Genomic DNA, 14834 nt, shown 5'->3' with positions numbered 1-14834 from the left:
CTGACCCCCTCCTCCCTCCCCCCACCCCGCCGATGCCGTCCGAGACCGAACCGGAAGGAGACAGGGATGACAGGGAGAACGAGGGTGCGCGCGGCGCGGGCCGCCGCTGTGACGGGCGCGGCGGTCCTGCTGGCGGCGTGCGGCAGTCCCAGCGAGCGGGCGGGCGAGGGGACCGGGGAGGACGGGCTCACCCCGCTGCGCGTGGGTGCCACGCCGACCCCCCACGCCGAGATCCTGGAGTTCGTCGCGGAGAACATGGCCGAGGACGCGGGTCTGCGGCTGGAGATCGTGGAGTACACCGACTACAACCAGCCCAACGCGGCCCTGGCCGAGGGGGAGCTGGACGCCAACTACTACCAGACGGCGCCGTTCCTGGAGGAGTACCTCGAGGGCAACACCGGTGCCGATCTCACCTACGTGTCGGACGTGCACCTGGAGGCGTTCGGGCTGTACTCCCGTACCGCCGCGGAACTGGACGATCTGCCGGAGGGAGCGGAGATCGGGGTCCCCAACGACGCCTCGAACATGGGGCGGGCGCTGAACCTGCTGGCCGAGTCCGGCCTGGTCGTGCTGGCCGAGGACGCGGGGGACTCGCCCACGGAGGACGACGTGGAGGAGAACCCGCTCGGCATCACCGTCACACCGGTGGAGGCGGCCCAGCTGCCGCGTTCGCTCGAGGACCTGGACGCCGCCGTGGTCAACGGCAACTACGCCCTGGAGGCGGACCTGCCCTCGTCGGCGGACGTGCTGGCCTGGGAGGAGACCGAGGACAACCCGTACGCGAACGGCCTGGTGGTGCGCTCGGAGGACGCGGAGGCCGAGGACGTCGTCCGCCTGGACGAGCTGCTGCACAGCGCGGAGGTCCAGCGCTTCATGGAGGAGCGCTGGGAGGGAGTGGTCATTCCCCTCGGGGGCCCGGAAGGCGCTCCTCCGTCCGCGCGGCCGGGGGAGTAGCCGGTTCTTCCCGACGGGCGGCCCGGCGGCAGGGCCGCCCGTTCCGGAGTCGTAACGGTTGGGTTTCGGGGTACACCGAGCCGATTGACACCCGGGGTGCTTCTCTGCTTCTTTTATGGGAGCGCTCCCATAAAGATTCCCCCTCGTCCTGGAAGGTGCTACCGAAGCAGTGAGCAACCGCAACGATTTCCCTGAGGGCTTCCTCTGGGGGGCGGCGACCGCCTCGTTCCAGATCGAAGGCGCGACCACGGCGGACGGCCGCGGCCGCAGTATCTGGGACACCTTCGCCGAGACCCCCGGCAAGGTCCTCGGCGGCGACACCGGTGACCCCGCCGACGACCACTACAACCGCTACGCCGAGGACGTCGAGCTCATGAAGAGCCTCAACCTCGACGCCTACCGCTTCTCGATCGCCTGGCCCCGGATCCTCCCCGAGGGCAGCGGCAAGGTCAACCAGGCCGGCATCGACTTCTACGACCGCCTCGTGGACACACTGCTCGAGGCCGGGATCCGGCCCTGGGCCACCCTCTACCACTGGGACCTGCCCCAGCCCCTGGAGGACGCCGGCGGCTGGCCCGCCCGCGACACCGCCTACCGCTTCCAGGAGTACGCGCGCGTGGTGGCCGAGGCCCTCGGCGACCGCGTCAACGACTGGATGACCATCAACGAGCCCTGGTGCTCGGCCTTCCTGGGCTACTACGACGGCCACCACGCGCCCGGCCACCAGGACCCGGCCGCCGCCCTGGCCGCGACCCACCACCTGCTCCTGGGCCACGGCCTGGCGGTCGAGGCGCTGCGCTCCACCGGGCACCCCGCCCGGGTCGGCCTCGCCCACAACCAGGCGGTCATCCGCCCCCACGGCCCCAGCGCCGCCGACGCGCGCGCCGCGCGCAGGGCCGACGGGGTGCGCAACCGCATCTTCACCGACCCCCTGTTCAAGGGCCGCTACCCGGCCGACGTCGTGGCCGACCTCGCCGAGATCAGCGACTTCTCCTTCGTCCGGGAGGGGGACCTGGAGACCATCTCCGCGCCGCTGGACTTCCTGGGCATCAACTACTACTCGCCCGAGTTCGTGGCCGCCTCCGCCAAGGGCCTGGACCCGGCGCTGGTCAGCGGCGAGGGCGGTGCCTGGCTGGGCGCCGAGCCCGAGGAGGTCCACGTCTCCCAGGGCCTGCCCGTCACCCACATGGGCTGGGAGATCGACCCCACCGGCATGTACGACGTCCTGACGAGGATGGCCGCCGAGAGCGGCGGCATCGACATCTACGTCACCGAGAACGGCTGCGCCTTCGAGGACACCGTCACCCCCGAGGGGCGCGTCCACGACACCGACCGCCTCGACTACTACGAGGGCCACCTGCGGGCCGCAAAGGAGGCCCTGCTGTCGGGTGTGCCGCTGCGCGGGTACTTCGCGTGGTCGCTTCTGGATAATTTCGAGTGGGCATGGGGATACTCCCGCCGGTTCGGGATCGTGCACGTGGACTACGAGAGCCAGGTCCGCACGGTCAAGGACAGCGGGCTCTGGTACTCCCAGCTGGCCGCGACGGGACGGTTCCCGGAGCGCTAGACACACCCTTCTGCACCGACGGTCGGGGCGTCCCTCCGGGGCGCCCCGCGCCGTCGCGGCGGGGGTGTGGCCCGTCGATTCCACCGCCGCTTCCGGAGGAGTGCCGGCGCGGCGGAACACGACTTCCCAGAGGGAGACCAGAAGTGGCCAAGAACGGAGGCGGTCGGCAGCGCCCGACCCTGGAGATGGTGGCGGAGCGCGCCGGAGTCGGCCGCGGTACCGTCTCCCGGGTGATCAACGGATCCGCCCAGGTGAGCCCGCGCACCAGGGAGGCCGTGCACAACGCGATCGCCGAGCTGGGCTACAGCCCCAACCAGGCCGCGCGCACCCTCGTCACCCGCCGTACCGACACGATCGCCCTGGTGGTCTCCGAACCCCGTGACCGGCTGTTCGCCGACCCGTTCTTCGCCGACATCATCCGCGGCGTCAGCTCGGTGCTGCACGAGCGCGACCTCCAGCTCATGCTCACCACCGCCCGGGGGGAGAGCGAGCACAAGAGGGTCGGCGACTACCTCACCGGGTTCCACGTCGACGGCGCGCTGCTGGTCTCGCTGCACAGCGACGACCCGCTCTCCGCCCGGCTGTCGGCGGCCGGCGTGCCGGTCGTGCACGGAGGCCGGCCCCACTCGCCCGACCAGCCCGCCCCCTACTGCGTGGACACGGACAACGCCGGCGGTGCCGAGGAGGCGGTCCGCTACCTGCTGGAGAGCGGCCGCCGGCGGGTGGCGACCATCACCGGCCCCCTCGACATGAACGCCGGGGTGGAGCGCCTGCGCGGTTACCGGAAGGTGCTGGAGGAGGCCGGGATCGGCTTCGACGAGCGCCTCGTCGTCCAGGGTGACTTCAGCTCCGAGGGCGGCGCCCGGGCCATGGAGGAGTTGCTGGACGGAGGATCCCGCCCCGACGCCGTCTTCGCCGCCTCCGACATGATGGCCATCGGCGGCCTGCGCGTCCTGCGGTCCCGCGGCCTGCGGGTGCCCGAGGACGTCGCCCTGGTCGGCTACGACGACACGATCATGGCCCGGCACAGCGATCCCGCCCTCACCACCGTCCACCAGCCCACGGTCCAGATGGGGCGGGAGATGGCCCGCCTGCTCGTGGACGTCGCCATTCCGCGCACCTCCGACTCCGAGACGGTCATCCTGGAGACCGGGCTGGTGGTGCGCGAGTCGGCCTGATCCGGCCGCCCCTCCCGAACACGGGCCCCCGGGTGGACGTGTGCACGTGCATGTGCGAATCTGGTCGCGATTCGCGGGAGACGGTGGGGGCGCATGGAGCCGATGCGGGAACCGACGCACACGCGGTGTGCGATCTCTTCGTGCACCTGGTGCGACAGGGACGGCATGGAGTGCCGCTTCTGCTCGGGAACCGGCTGGTGGCGTCCCGAGCGGCCGCACCGGGACGGCAGCGGGGTGATCGTCTGGCTCAGGGTCGACGAACCCTGCCGCGGTTGCGCGGGCACGGGCAAGGAGCACAGCCCGGTCGCCGCCCTCTGAGGTGTGTGCGGGGCCTTCCCGCTCCCGCTCCGAACGAGGGAGGACGACGATGCGCTGGGTGACCTACCTGTCCCCGAGCGGCGGCGGCGAGCGCGCCGGGGCCCTGGACGACGGCGACGTGCTCGGCAGCCCGGACCGCAGGGCACTGGCCGACCTGGTGGCCGCCGGCGGCGACGCGCTGGCCGAGGCGTTCGACCGGGCGGTCGCGGAGCCGGTGGAGATCATCGTCGAACCCGAGGCGCGGATGTGCGCGCCCGTGTCTCCCGCACTGCCGGTACCGGTCCGCTCGGGTGACGACGCGTGGGAGATCGCCCCCGGACTGGTACGCGCCGTGGACGACCCGGTCCCGGCCGGGACCCGCTCGGCCCGTGTGGGCGCGGCCGCGGTCGGAGGAGCGGACGGGACCGCCGCCTACACACCCGCCTGCCTGTGGCTGGACGGCGGGGGCCGCCCCCTCCAGCTGTGCCTGGGGCCGGTCCTGACCACCGCCGACGAGGTGTCGGGCCCGCTGCCGGTCGGAGCCGAGGACGACGAGCGGGAGCTGGGGCGCGGCACGGTCGACCTCGCGCATTCGTGGCTGGCCCCCGGGCCGGGCGAGGTGCGCGCCCTGCTCCCGGTGGCCACTCCGCCGCTGGAGCAGGGGGACGAGTTGTTCGTGGACGCGGGGGAACTGGGCTCGTTCGAGGTCAGGGTCGGATCACAGGTCTGAGGTGTCGCGGGGGTCGCGGGAACCCGGAGACCCGGGGCGGGCCCCGTTTCGGGCCGGGGGAAGGCGGTGTCCGAAACAAGAGTCACCGCGGTTCTGCCCGGCCGGAGCGCCCCGCTTTTCGGTCATCACGGAGAGTGCCTGCGGAGGTGCCGTGCGAGCATCCCTTCCTCCTCTTCCCCGGGACCTGCGTATACGTAGGATCACAATCCCGTGTCGGAGGGGCCGTGGTGGGGCACCGATCGTGTGCTCAAAAAGTTACCTACCTCCCGGACGGGATTTCGGTCCCTGTACCTGACCAGGAAAATTGGTCATAATGCTGACAAGGTAGGCACTATGGGGCAGGGCGGGCGAGGATGATCCTGCCGGTGCTCCGCCGATGGACCGAAGCGAACCCTTCGCACCCATTGATACGCTATGCACCGCACGCGCACCCGCTGGAATGTTTCGTCGGGTGGGCGGCTCTTCTCTTCCCAGGCGAGTCCGGCGGACAGTCTTCACATTCCCCACACTCCCACCGCTTCTCTGCCAGGCGGCCCGGTGGCGCACCGCTTCTACGGGTCCCCGCGGCCCGAAGCGATCGTTCCTGGGTACCGACAGCCGTTCCCAGCGGTGACACGAAAGGTTGCGAGGGTCCGTGTCGACACGAGCGACAAAAAACGGGGCCAGCGCGCAGAGCGAGGCAGCGCAGGCCGAACACGCCGATGCCACGCCTCAGCGCAGACCCGACTGGTGGCGGCCACGTAACTGGCGGGTGCGTTCCCGACTGGTGGCACTCATCGTCATCCCCACTGCCGTCGCGCTCGCGCTCGGCGGTCTACGGGTCTACGAGGCTTCGGTCTCCACGGTCACCCACTCCCAGATCCAGGACCGTGCCGAGGTCGGCGTCCTCATCGTGAAGCTGGCCAACCAGCTCGGTCGTGAGCGCAGCGCCAGCGCCATCTACATCTCCGACGACGCCGACCCCACCCGGCGCTCGGACGAACTGAGGCAGACACTGGAGGAGGAGCGGTCCGAGAGCCGCAGCCTCCAGCAGTCCCTCACCGCACGTCTGGACGACCTGGGCGAGGTCGACGGCGACCTGGCCAACAGCCGGCTCCAGAGCGTGCGTACCCAGCTCAGCACCTTGGAGGCGCTGCGCACCGAGGTCGACGAGACCCGCATCACGGTCCTTCCGGTCGTCACCAAGTACCGCACGGTCACGCGCTCGCTCGCCGAGTTCAACCAGACGATCGCCGACGCGACCGACGACCCGGACCTGCGCGAGAGCGTGAACACCCTCGACGCGCTGTCCAACGCCCGTGACCAGCTGTCCTACGAGACCGCCCTCATGAGCCACGCCCTGGTCCGCAACACCATGACCGGCGGTATCTCCGAGGCCATCGACTCCAGCCGCGCGCGCTACGACAACGAGATCTCCAACTTCGTGGAGTCCGCGTCGCCGGAGCAGCGGACGATCTTCGACACCCACTTCACCGGTCTCGAGGTCAGCCAGGTCTCCACGATGCGCATGCGCGTCATGTACCGCGCGGAGCGGGACGCCGACCTGAGCGGCGTCACCTCCAACGACGGTCCCGAGGACTACCAGAAGGTCGCCGACACGGCCCTGGAACGCCTCCAGACGGTCGAGGAGCAGATCGCCGAGGGCATCGCGGCCGAGGCCGAGGACCTGCGCGGTGCCGCTCTGGTCCGCGCCCTCATCGACCTCGTCGTCGTCGCGGCCGTCCTCCTGGCCGTCTTCCTGCTCACCTCCCTCGTGGTCCGCTCCCTGGTGCGCCCCCTGCGCACCCTGGAGGACGGTGCCCGCCGCGTCGCCGAGCGCGACCTGCCGGACGCCATCGCCCGGATGCAGGAGGAGGGAGCGGTCCCGGACCAGGTCAAGATCACCCCGATCGAGGTCGACACCAACGACGAGATCAGCGAGGTGGCGCACGCCTTCGACGACGTCCACCGCGTCGCCCTCACGCTGGCCTCCGACGAGGCCGCGCTGCGCAGCAACGTCAACGCGATGTTCGTCAACCTGTCCCGCCGAAGCCAGACCCTGGTGGAACGGCAGCTGCGCCTCATCGACGGTCTGGAGCAGTCCGAGCAGGACTCGGACCGCCTCTCCGACCTGTTCCAGCTGGACCACCTCGCGACGCGTATGCGCCGCAACAACGAGAACCTCCTGGTCCTCTCCGGCCAGGACAACACCCGCAAGTGGGCCCAGCCCGTCCCGCTGGTCGACGTCCTCCGCGGCGCCGTCTCCGAGGTCGAGCAGTACGAGCGCGTCAACGTGCGCGCCCCCTCCCACATCTCGGTGCTCGGCCGCCCGGTCAACGACGTCATCCACCTCGTCGCCGAGCTGGTGGAGAACGCCACCTCGTTCTCCCCGCACGACACCGAGGTGCTGGTCAGCGCCAAGGCCCTCGACAACGGCAGCGTCCAGGTCGAGATCACCGACAGCGGTATCGGCATGGCCGCCGAGGACCTGGCGGCGATCAACGCCCGCCTGGCCTCGCCGCCGGTCATCGACGTCGCGGTCTCGCGCCGCATGGGCCTCTTCGTGGTCTCGCGCCTGGCCCACCGCCACGGCATCAAGGTCAACCTGAAGGAGGCGCACGGCGGCGGCACCACCGCGGTCGCCATCGTGCCCCCGGACCTGCTCATCACCCCGGTCGAGGGCCAGCACGCGCTGGGCGGTGCCGACAGCCGCCTGGAGCTGGCCTCCGGCGGACCCTCCACCTACGCCGACGCCGAGGCGGCCTTCGCCTCCAGCTCGGCTCCGGCCGACCCCTCCGACCCCTGGCAGAGCCAGGAGGGCGGCGTGGGCGACATGAGCGGCCTACCCAAGCGCAACCCCGGAACCTCGCGCGCCGACGAGCACCCGCCCAGCGGCCAGGACCTGTGGAGCAGCGGCTCCTCCGGCTCCACCTCGGTGTGGGACAAGCCCGAGCGCCCGTCCGCCGGCCCCTCCCCGGTCGCCGACTCCTACGACTCCCAGGAGGAGCAGCAGGAGAGCACCGGTCGGAGCCTCTTCGACCCGGCCCCGCGCCAGGACAGCGGCGGGTCGCTCTTCGACCGCCCCGCCGAGCGCTCCACCGACACCGGCTCCTTCAGCCGGACCTCGGACACCGGTTCCTTCAGCCGTCCCTCCGACACCGGCTCCTTCAGCCGGACCTCGGACACGGGAGCGTTCCGCCGTCCCACCACCGAAACGGGGGCGTTCCGCCGCCCGGTCGGGGCCGACGACGCCTTCGGCGGCTCGGAGTCCGGCCGCGACTCCTCCTCGGACGTCCTCTCCGGCGGCGACGCCTACCGCGGGGACGAGACCGAGACCTTCCCGGCCGTCTCCCCGTCGTCCTCCGACAGCTGGGGTACCGACTCCCGCAAGCCGGAGCGTCCGGTGGCGGGCAACGCCTCCGACAGCACCGGCGGTACGGGCGGCAGCGCGGGCAACTGGCGCTCGGGTCTGGGAGAGACCCGCGAGGGCTACGGCTCCACCGCCTACCTCTCGCGCCGCTACGGCGCGGCCCAGGGACCGAGCAACACGGTCGTCCCGCCGAGCCCGGCGGGTGAGGACAACGACTCGCTGCCGATCTTCGACGCGATCGAGTCCAACTGGTTCAAGCGGCGCAGCGGCAGCCCCACCGTGGACACCACCGAGACCGGCCCGATCAAGCAGGTCTCCCCGGAGCCGAAGCAGCGTCCGGAGGCCCAGCGCCCCGAGCCGCAGCAGAGCTCCCGCACCTCCGCCGCCTCGGAGTCGGAGTGGAACTCCGCCGCCGACCGCGGCTGGAAGGCGGCGCGCTCCGTGGTGGAGCCCACCGCCGGCGGCCTGACCACCTCGGGCTTGCCAAAACGAGTTCCCAAGGCAAACCTTGTGCCGGGGACCGCCCCCAAGCCGGAGAACTTCAAGCAGATGCCCGTGCGCAGCGCGGACCGCGTCCGCAACCGGTTCTCCGGGTTCCAGAAGGGCGTCAGGGAAGGCCGCAGCAGGCTTGGCGAAGGCTCGACGGAGGAGTGAGATCTCAGTGGAAACCGGTGGGACAGGGTCCCCCTTATCCCTGGGCGCGGGATGCAATAGCATCTACCGAGCTTCTCGGACGCGCCACACCCGTCGCATGACGAGAGCGGAGCACCAGATTCCCGGTCGCCATGAGGGGGACCGGGCAGTTCGCAGAGGCAGTGCTGTCACATGCCGTGCCGGCGGTAGCAGTGCCGAAAGACCAGCCGGTGAACTTGGACAGGAGATCAGATGAGTCGACAGATCAATGAGCTCAACTGGTTGATCACTGACTTTGCCGATCGGGTTCCCGATGTCGCGCATGCGATCGTCGTCTCCTCGGACGGCCTTCCCCTGGCGTCCTCCGCGGGGTTCCCCACGGACCGGGCCGACCAGCTGGCGGCCATCGCCTCCGGTCTGTCCAGCCTCACGCAGGGCGCGGCCCGGGTGTTCGAGGGCGGCGCGGTCGCGCAGACCGTCGTGGAGATGGAGCGGGGGCTGATGCTCATCATGGCCATCAGCGACGGCTCCTGCCTGGCGGTACTGGCGGCGGCGGAGAGCGACCTCGGCCTGGTCGCGTACGAGATGACCCTGCTCGTCGAGCGGGCGGGGCGGGCGCTGACACCAGCGGCCCGCACCTCGGGAATCCACTGATCCACCACACCGACAGGAGGAAGTGGTGGCACCTCACAGTAGAGATGCCGGGAGCGCCTCGTGGTTCGGACAGCAGCCGGGCGGTCCCCCCACCGGGGGGATGCCGGCGCTTCCGGGCGGCGGAGATGTTCCCCGACCAATCCAACAACCGTACGATCAACGTTCCGCGGCAGGTAGCGCGCCCAGTTCTCTGGTCCGCCCCTACGCGGTGACCAAGGGCCGTACCAAGCCGAAGTCGCAGCTTCCCCTGGAAGCTCTGATCTCGGCGACCCCGGCGGCCCGAAACGAGTCAGGGACGCTGACGCCCGAATGGCAGGCGATCAGTGACCTGTGCCGGGAATGGCGTTCCGTGGCGGAGATCTCCGCGCTTCTGCGGATGCCGCTCGGTGTGGCGCGGGTGCTTGTGGCGGACATGTCCGAGCAGGGACTGGTCCAAATCAGGTCTTCGCTCAACAACGACGCCCGCCCGAACACCAACCTGCTTGAAAGGGTGCTCAGTGGACTTCGCAAGCTCTAGCCCAGCCGAGGAAGGCGGTGCTGGGGGCAACGCGATGACATCTGTCAAGATCGTCGTCGCGGGGGGCTTCGGTGTCGGAAAGACGACATTCGTTGGCTCTGTCTCCGAGATCGTGCCGCTGACCACCGAGGCGGTCATGACCAGCGCCAGCGTCGGGGTCGACGACCTCGCCAAGACGCCGGACAAGCAGACCACGACCGTCGCGATGGACTTCGGCCGTGTCTCCCTCGACTCGGACCTGATCCTGTACCTGTTCGGTACCCCCGGTCAGCACCGGTTCTGGTTCATGTGGGACGACCTGGTCAAAGGCGCCATCGGCGCCGTGGTCCTGGTCGACACCCGCCGTCTCGCGGACTGCTTCCCCGCGATCGACTACTTCGAAGAGGCGCGTCTGCCCTTCATCGTGGCGATCAACGGGTTCGACGGGTACTACCCGCACGCCGCGGACGAGGTCCGGGACGCTCTCACGCTGAGCCCGGAGATCCCGATCGTCCAGGTGGACGCCCGTGACCGGGCCTCCACCAAGTCGACGCTCATCACCCTCGTCGAGCACGCCATTACGGTGGGGGACCCCGAGGGCGCCGCAGGACAGCAGCCCACCTCCACCGGAGGCCAGAACTCCTGGCGCTAGGATCCGGTTCCGGGCCGGGGTCCCGCACAAAGCACGGCCCGGTTCCCGCACTGCGGGAACCGGGCGTCCGTGCTGGCATCATGGCGGGATGAGCTCTTCCTCCCGGACCGACATGACCCGCCGCTTCCGCGAGGTGGCCGAACGGGTGATCGACGCGCTTCTCGACGATTCCCCGGAGTGGGCCCTGGACCTCGGCGACGCCCGCGGGGCCTCACGCCTGACGGACCGCTCCCCGGAGGCGGACGTGCGCCGGGCGGGGATGCTCGGTGACGCCCTGGCCTCCCTCGACGACATCGACGACGACCTCCTTCCCGAGGGGGACCGCGTCGACCTCGAGGTGCTGCGCACCCGGGTGAGCGCCGACCTGTGGCGCGTCTCCGAGCTGCGCCCGCAGTCGTGGGACCCCCTTCTGTACTCGCCGGGCGAGGCCGTGTACGCGCTCCTGGAGCGCGACACCCTGCCGATGCCCGAGCGGCTGCGTGCCCTGGCGGCGCGCTGCTCCGCACTTCCGGACCACCTGGCCAACGCGCGTGCCCGCCTGGCGGACGGCCCCGGCATGCCCCGCGTGCACGTCGAGACGGCCCTGGCCCAGATCGACGGGGCCCGCACCCTCCTGGCCGACACGCTGCCCGCGCTCGCCGCCGGAGAGCCCTCCGCCCCCGGTGTCCTGGAGAGCGCGCGCCTGGCTGCCCTGGCCGCCGTCGAGGAGTACGGGGCCTGGCTGCGCGGGCAGCTGCCGGGGGCGACCGCCGACCCCCGCCTCGGTGAGCGCACCTACGCCGCCCAGCTGTGGTACACCCTCGACTCCGAGCTGTCCCCGGCCTCCCTGCTGGTCCGCGCGGAGAGCGACCTGATCGCCACAGAGGAGGCCCTCGCCGAGGCCGCCGCCGAGTACGAGGGCGGGCCCCGCCGCCCGGGCCAGGCGGCAGAGGTCCTGGACCGGCTGGCCAGGGAGGGCGCCACCGGCCCGGACACCGTCCGCCAGGTCTGCGCCGACGCCCTCACCGCCCTGGACCGCCGCGTACGGGAACTGGACCTGGTCACCGTGCACGACGACCCGGTACGGATCATCCCCATGCCCGAGGCCAGGCGCGGCGTCGCCGTCGCCTACTGCGACCCGCCCGGGCCGCTCGGCCCCCGGGCGTACGGCCAGGACACCCTGATCGCCGTGGCGCCGCCTCCCGAAGACTGGCCCGCCGAGCGCCGCGACTCCTTCTTCCGCGAGTACAACTCCCACATGCTGCGCAACCTCATGGTTCACGAGGCCCTGCCGGGACATGCGCTCCAGCTCGCCCACGCGGCCCGCCACAGCGGCGGGACCCGGGTCGGGCGGGTCCTGTCCAGCGGGACGTTCACCGAGGGCTGGGCGGTCCACGCAGAGGAGCTCATGGCCCGCCACGGCTGGTCCGAGAACCCCCGCGAGAACCTGCGGCTGCGCCTGTTCCAGCTCAAGACCCGCCTGCGCGTCGTCCTCAACGCCGTCCTGGACGTGCGTCTGCACGCCGGCGACCTGACCGAGACCGAGGCCGTCGCCCTGCTCACCGGACGCGGCCACCAGGAGGAGGGGGAGGCGGCGGGCAAGTGGCGCCGCGCCCAGTTGACCAGCGCCCAGCTGTCCACCTACTACGTGGGAGCCGTCGAGGTCGCCGACATCGCCCGTGACCTGGCCGAGGCCCGGCCCTCCCTGGGCGAACGCGAGCGCCACGACGCGATGCTCGCCCACGGCTCCCCGCCGCCGCGCCATCTGCGCACCCTCCTGGGCCTCTAGGCCCTGTTGTGTGGACCGTAGAACACGGACCGGACCGCCCACGGGGGTTGTGGCGAGGGAGGCGGCCCGCGGGGGTGGGGTGGGCGCCGTCGATGCGTGTGCCGGGGACACCTGGGGTCTGTCCGGCGGACACCCGTCCCGGTACGCGGTGTCCGGCGCGGGTACGGCGGGGCGCTTCTATGCTTGAGGGGACAGGGCGGGCGACGGGAACGGACGGGCCATGATCGGTGCCGAGAACGGGGCGGGCGGGGGACAGGCCGGCCGACCGCACCTCCCCCGGGCGGTGGTCGGGACCCCCGACGGGCTGGAGCGTCTGTGGACACCCCACCGGATGGCCTATGTCGAAGGGGAGGACAGGCCCACCGGAGTCCGGGCGCAGGACGACTGCCCGTTCTGCCGGGCCCCCGGCCTGGAGGACCCGGAGGGCCTCGTGGTCGTCCGCGGCGAGAGCGCCTTCGTGCTGCTCAACCTCTACCCCTACAACAGCGGCCACCTCCTGGTGTGCCCCTATCGCCACGTGTCCTCCTACACCGACCTGGACGCCACCGAGACCGCGGAGGTCGCCGCGCTCACCCAGGCCGCGATCCGCGCGCTGGCCGCCGCCTACGGCCCCCAGGGCTTCAACGTGGGGATGAACCTGGGCGACGCGGCGGGCGCCGGCATCGCCGCGCATCTGCACCAGCACGTGGTCCCGCGCTGGGGCGGCGACGCCAACTTCATGCCGGTCATCGGCCGCACCAAGGTGCTGCCCGAGCTCCTGGAGCAGACCAGGGCCAGAGTGGCCGAGCACTGGCCGACGGGCTGACCGGCGGCCGGAACCCCCGACCCTCGCCGTTCGTTCGCACCACAGGCATTCCTCCGGGCGCGGCTCCCACCACCGCGGCCGGTCCCGTCCTACGATCACAAGAAGCCATGCTGAGAACTCTTCGCCCCCTGGTCTCCCGGGTCACCGCTCCGCTCGGCAGGAGCCTGGCCCGGATCGGACTGACGCCCAACGCCGTCACCGTCATCGGCACGGTCGGAGTCGTGGCCGGCGCCCTCTACTTCTACCCCCGGGGAGAGCTGTACGCGGGGTCGGTGGTCGTCACCGTCTTCGTGCTCTTCGACATGCTCGACGGAGCCGTCGCCCGCGCGAGTGACCGCGCCAGCGCCTTCGGTGCCTTCCTCGATTCCAGCCTCGACCGCATCGCCGACGCCGCGATCCTGGCAGGGCTCATGTGGTGGTTCGTCAGCGGAGGGGAGGATCCCCTCCTCGCCGGGCTCACCCTGTTCTGCCTCGTCAGCGGTTTCATGGTGTCCTACCTCAAGGCCCGCGCCGAGGGACTGGGTGTCAACTGCGACGTGGGCGTTGCCGAGCGCACCGAACGCCTGGTGGTGCTCCTGGTCTCCGTCGGCCTTGGCGAGCTCGGGGTTCCCTACATCCTGGCCGGAGGCCTGTGGGTGCTCGCCGCGATGAACCTGGTGACCGTCCTCCAGAGGCTCCTGGAGACCCGCGCCCGCCTGGACGAGGTCGCCACGGCCGACGGCCCGGGGGTCGACGAGCCCGCGGCGGAGAACTGACGACAGGCACACGAGACGGACGAGGAGTCGGGACACGACGTGGACGAACGCACAGCCGCACTGGCCTACGCCGCCGGATGGGCGGCGGTCCGCCGTGCACCCGAGGGTGCGGGCAGGGCGGTGTTCCGGCACATCGCGGACCGCTCGTGGCGCGCCCATGACAGCGGTACGCGCGGCCTGGAGCGCAACCTGCGCCGCCTGGTCGGGCCCGCCGCCACCGACGCCGAACTGCGCGCCCTGTCCCGCGCGGGCATGCGCTCCTACATGCGCTACTTCTACGAGATGTTCCGACTGCCGGCCATGGACCGGGAGTACATCCTCGGCCGCACCCGCTCCAGCGGCGAGGAGGTCCTGGAGAAGCACGTCCGCGACGGGCGCGGCGTGATCGCCGCCCTGCCGCACATGGGCAACTGGGACCACGCCGGGGCGTGGATCACCCTGCGCGGGACTCCGCTGACCACGGTCGCCCAGCGGTTGCGGCCCGAGAGCCTCTACCAGCGGTTCACCTCCTACCGCGCCTCCCTGGGGATGGAGGTGCTGCCGCTGACCGGCGGCTCCACCGACACCGTCAGGACGCTGTCGCGGCGCCTGCGCGCAGGCGGGCTGGTGTGCCTGCTCGCCGACCGGGACATCCACGGCGCCGGGATCGAGGTCGACCTCTTCGGCGAGCCGGCGCGCGTGCCCCCGGGGCCGGCAGCCCTGGCCCTGAACACCGGTGCCGCCCTCATGCCGGTCTCCCTCTGGTACGACGGCCCGTACTGGAACATCCGGATCCACGACGAGATCCCCGTCGCCGACGGCGCCACGCGCTCCGAGCGGATCCTGCGCACCACGCAGCAGCTCGTGCGCGTGTTCGAGGGGGCCATCGCCGAGCATCCCGAGGACTGGCACATGCTCCAGCCGGTGTTCAGCCGCGACATCGAGGAGGACCGGGCCCGCCTGCGCGGACGGGAGGAAGCCGCGGAGCCGGGTTCCCCGGACCACGGGCGGGTGTGA

At 71.5% G+C, this 14834-nt stretch carries 13 protein-coding genes; all 13 read left to right on the top strand.

The annotated features are described in order from the left end of the window. The first annotated feature begins 66 nt into the window (after positions 1–66). The 13 genes from FHS13_RS17235 (at position 67) to FHS13_RS17175 (ending at position 14834) form a co-directional block, all read left to right on the top strand. Positions 67–954, top strand: a complete 888-nt coding sequence (locus tag FHS13_RS17235; protein ID WP_184292950.1) for a MetQ/NlpA family ABC transporter substrate-binding protein — start codon at positions 67–69, stop codon at positions 952–954. Between the two features lie 169 nt (positions 955–1123). Further along, a complete protein-coding gene (locus FHS13_RS17230; RefSeq protein WP_184292949.1) occupies positions 1124–2521 on the top strand; it encodes a GH1 family beta-glucosidase in 1398 nt (465 codons plus the stop codon). A 143-nt stretch (positions 2522–2664) separates the two neighbouring features. Next, entirely contained in the window at positions 2665–3699 is a 1035-nt protein-coding gene (locus FHS13_RS17225; RefSeq protein WP_184292948.1) for a substrate-binding domain-containing protein, read from the top strand. Positions 3700–3792: 93 nt separating this feature from the next. Further along, positions 3793–4017, top strand: coding sequence for a hypothetical protein (locus tag FHS13_RS17220; protein ID WP_184292947.1), 225 nt, complete (start codon positions 3793–3795; stop codon positions 4015–4017). A 49-nt stretch (positions 4018–4066) separates the two neighbouring features. Then, positions 4067–4726, top strand: a complete 660-nt coding sequence (locus FHS13_RS17215) for a hypothetical protein (protein ID WP_184292946.1) — start codon at positions 4067–4069, stop codon at positions 4724–4726. Positions 4727–5477: 751 nt separating this feature from the next. Continuing rightward, positions 5478–8729, top strand: coding sequence for a nitrate- and nitrite sensing domain-containing protein (locus FHS13_RS17210; RefSeq protein ID WP_184292945.1), 3252 nt, complete (start codon positions 5478–5480; stop codon positions 8727–8729). A 231-nt stretch (positions 8730–8960) separates the two neighbouring features. Beyond that, the gene (locus FHS13_RS17205; protein ID WP_184292944.1) at positions 8961–9362 is read left to right on the top strand and encodes a roadblock/LC7 domain-containing protein; all 402 of its coding nucleotides are present in this window, start codon (positions 8961–8963) and stop codon (positions 9360–9362) included. Positions 9363–9462: 100 nt separating this feature from the next. Then, positions 9463–9879: a DUF742 domain-containing protein gene (locus FHS13_RS17200; protein WP_246405387.1), complete on the top strand. Its 417-nt coding sequence runs from the start codon at positions 9463–9465 to the stop codon at positions 9877–9879. 34 nt (positions 9880–9913) lie between these two features. Further along, a complete protein-coding gene (locus FHS13_RS17195) occupies positions 9914–10510 on the top strand; it encodes a GTP-binding protein (protein WP_017604594.1) in 597 nt (198 codons plus the stop codon). A gap of 88 nt (positions 10511–10598) precedes the next feature. Further along, positions 10599–12278, top strand: coding sequence for a DUF885 domain-containing protein (locus FHS13_RS17190; protein WP_246405361.1), 1680 nt, complete (start codon positions 10599–10601; stop codon positions 12276–12278). A gap of 220 nt (positions 12279–12498) precedes the next feature. After that, on the top strand, positions 12499–13083 hold the full coding sequence (locus FHS13_RS17185; protein WP_184292943.1) for an HIT family protein: 585 nt from the start codon (positions 12499–12501) through the stop codon (positions 13081–13083). A 128-nt stretch (positions 13084–13211) separates the two neighbouring features. Then, positions 13212–13838: a phosphatidylinositol phosphate synthase gene (gene pgsA / locus FHS13_RS17180; protein ID WP_184293014.1), complete on the top strand. Its 627-nt coding sequence runs from the start codon at positions 13212–13214 to the stop codon at positions 13836–13838. A gap of 39 nt (positions 13839–13877) precedes the next feature. After that, complete coding sequence (locus FHS13_RS17175; protein WP_184292942.1) at positions 13878–14834, top strand: phosphatidylinositol mannoside acyltransferase; 957 nt, start codon at positions 13878–13880, stop codon at positions 14832–14834.

This window comes from Nocardiopsis algeriensis, assembly GCF_014203695.1.
Taxonomy (GTDB): Bacteria; Actinomycetota; Actinomycetes; order Streptosporangiales; family Streptosporangiaceae; genus Nocardiopsis; species Nocardiopsis algeriensis.
This window is presented reverse-complemented; position numbering and strand designations above follow the sequence as displayed.

Coding starts and splice junctions, on each gene's coding strand:
- FHS13_RS17235 (WP_184292950.1), top strand. CDS start 67: ATGACAGGGAGAACGAGGGTGCGCGCGGCGCGGGCCGCCGCTGTGACG.
- FHS13_RS17220 (WP_184292947.1), top strand. CDS start 3,793: ATGGAGCCGATGCGGGAACCGACGCACACGCGGTGTGCGATCTCTTCG.
- FHS13_RS17215 (WP_184292946.1), top strand. CDS start 4,067: ATGCGCTGGGTGACCTACCTGTCCCCGAGCGGCGGCGGCGAGCGCGCC.
- FHS13_RS17205 (WP_184292944.1), top strand. CDS start 8,961: ATGAGTCGACAGATCAATGAGCTCAACTGGTTGATCACTGACTTTGCC.
- FHS13_RS17200 (WP_246405387.1), top strand. CDS start 9,463: ATGCCGGCGCTTCCGGGCGGCGGAGATGTTCCCCGACCAATCCAACAA.
- FHS13_RS17195 (WP_017604594.1), top strand. CDS start 9,914: ATGACATCTGTCAAGATCGTCGTCGCGGGGGGCTTCGGTGTCGGAAAG.
- FHS13_RS17190 (WP_246405361.1), top strand. CDS start 10,599: ATGAGCTCTTCCTCCCGGACCGACATGACCCGCCGCTTCCGCGAGGTG.
- FHS13_RS17185 (WP_184292943.1), top strand. CDS start 12,499: ATGATCGGTGCCGAGAACGGGGCGGGCGGGGGACAGGCCGGCCGACCG.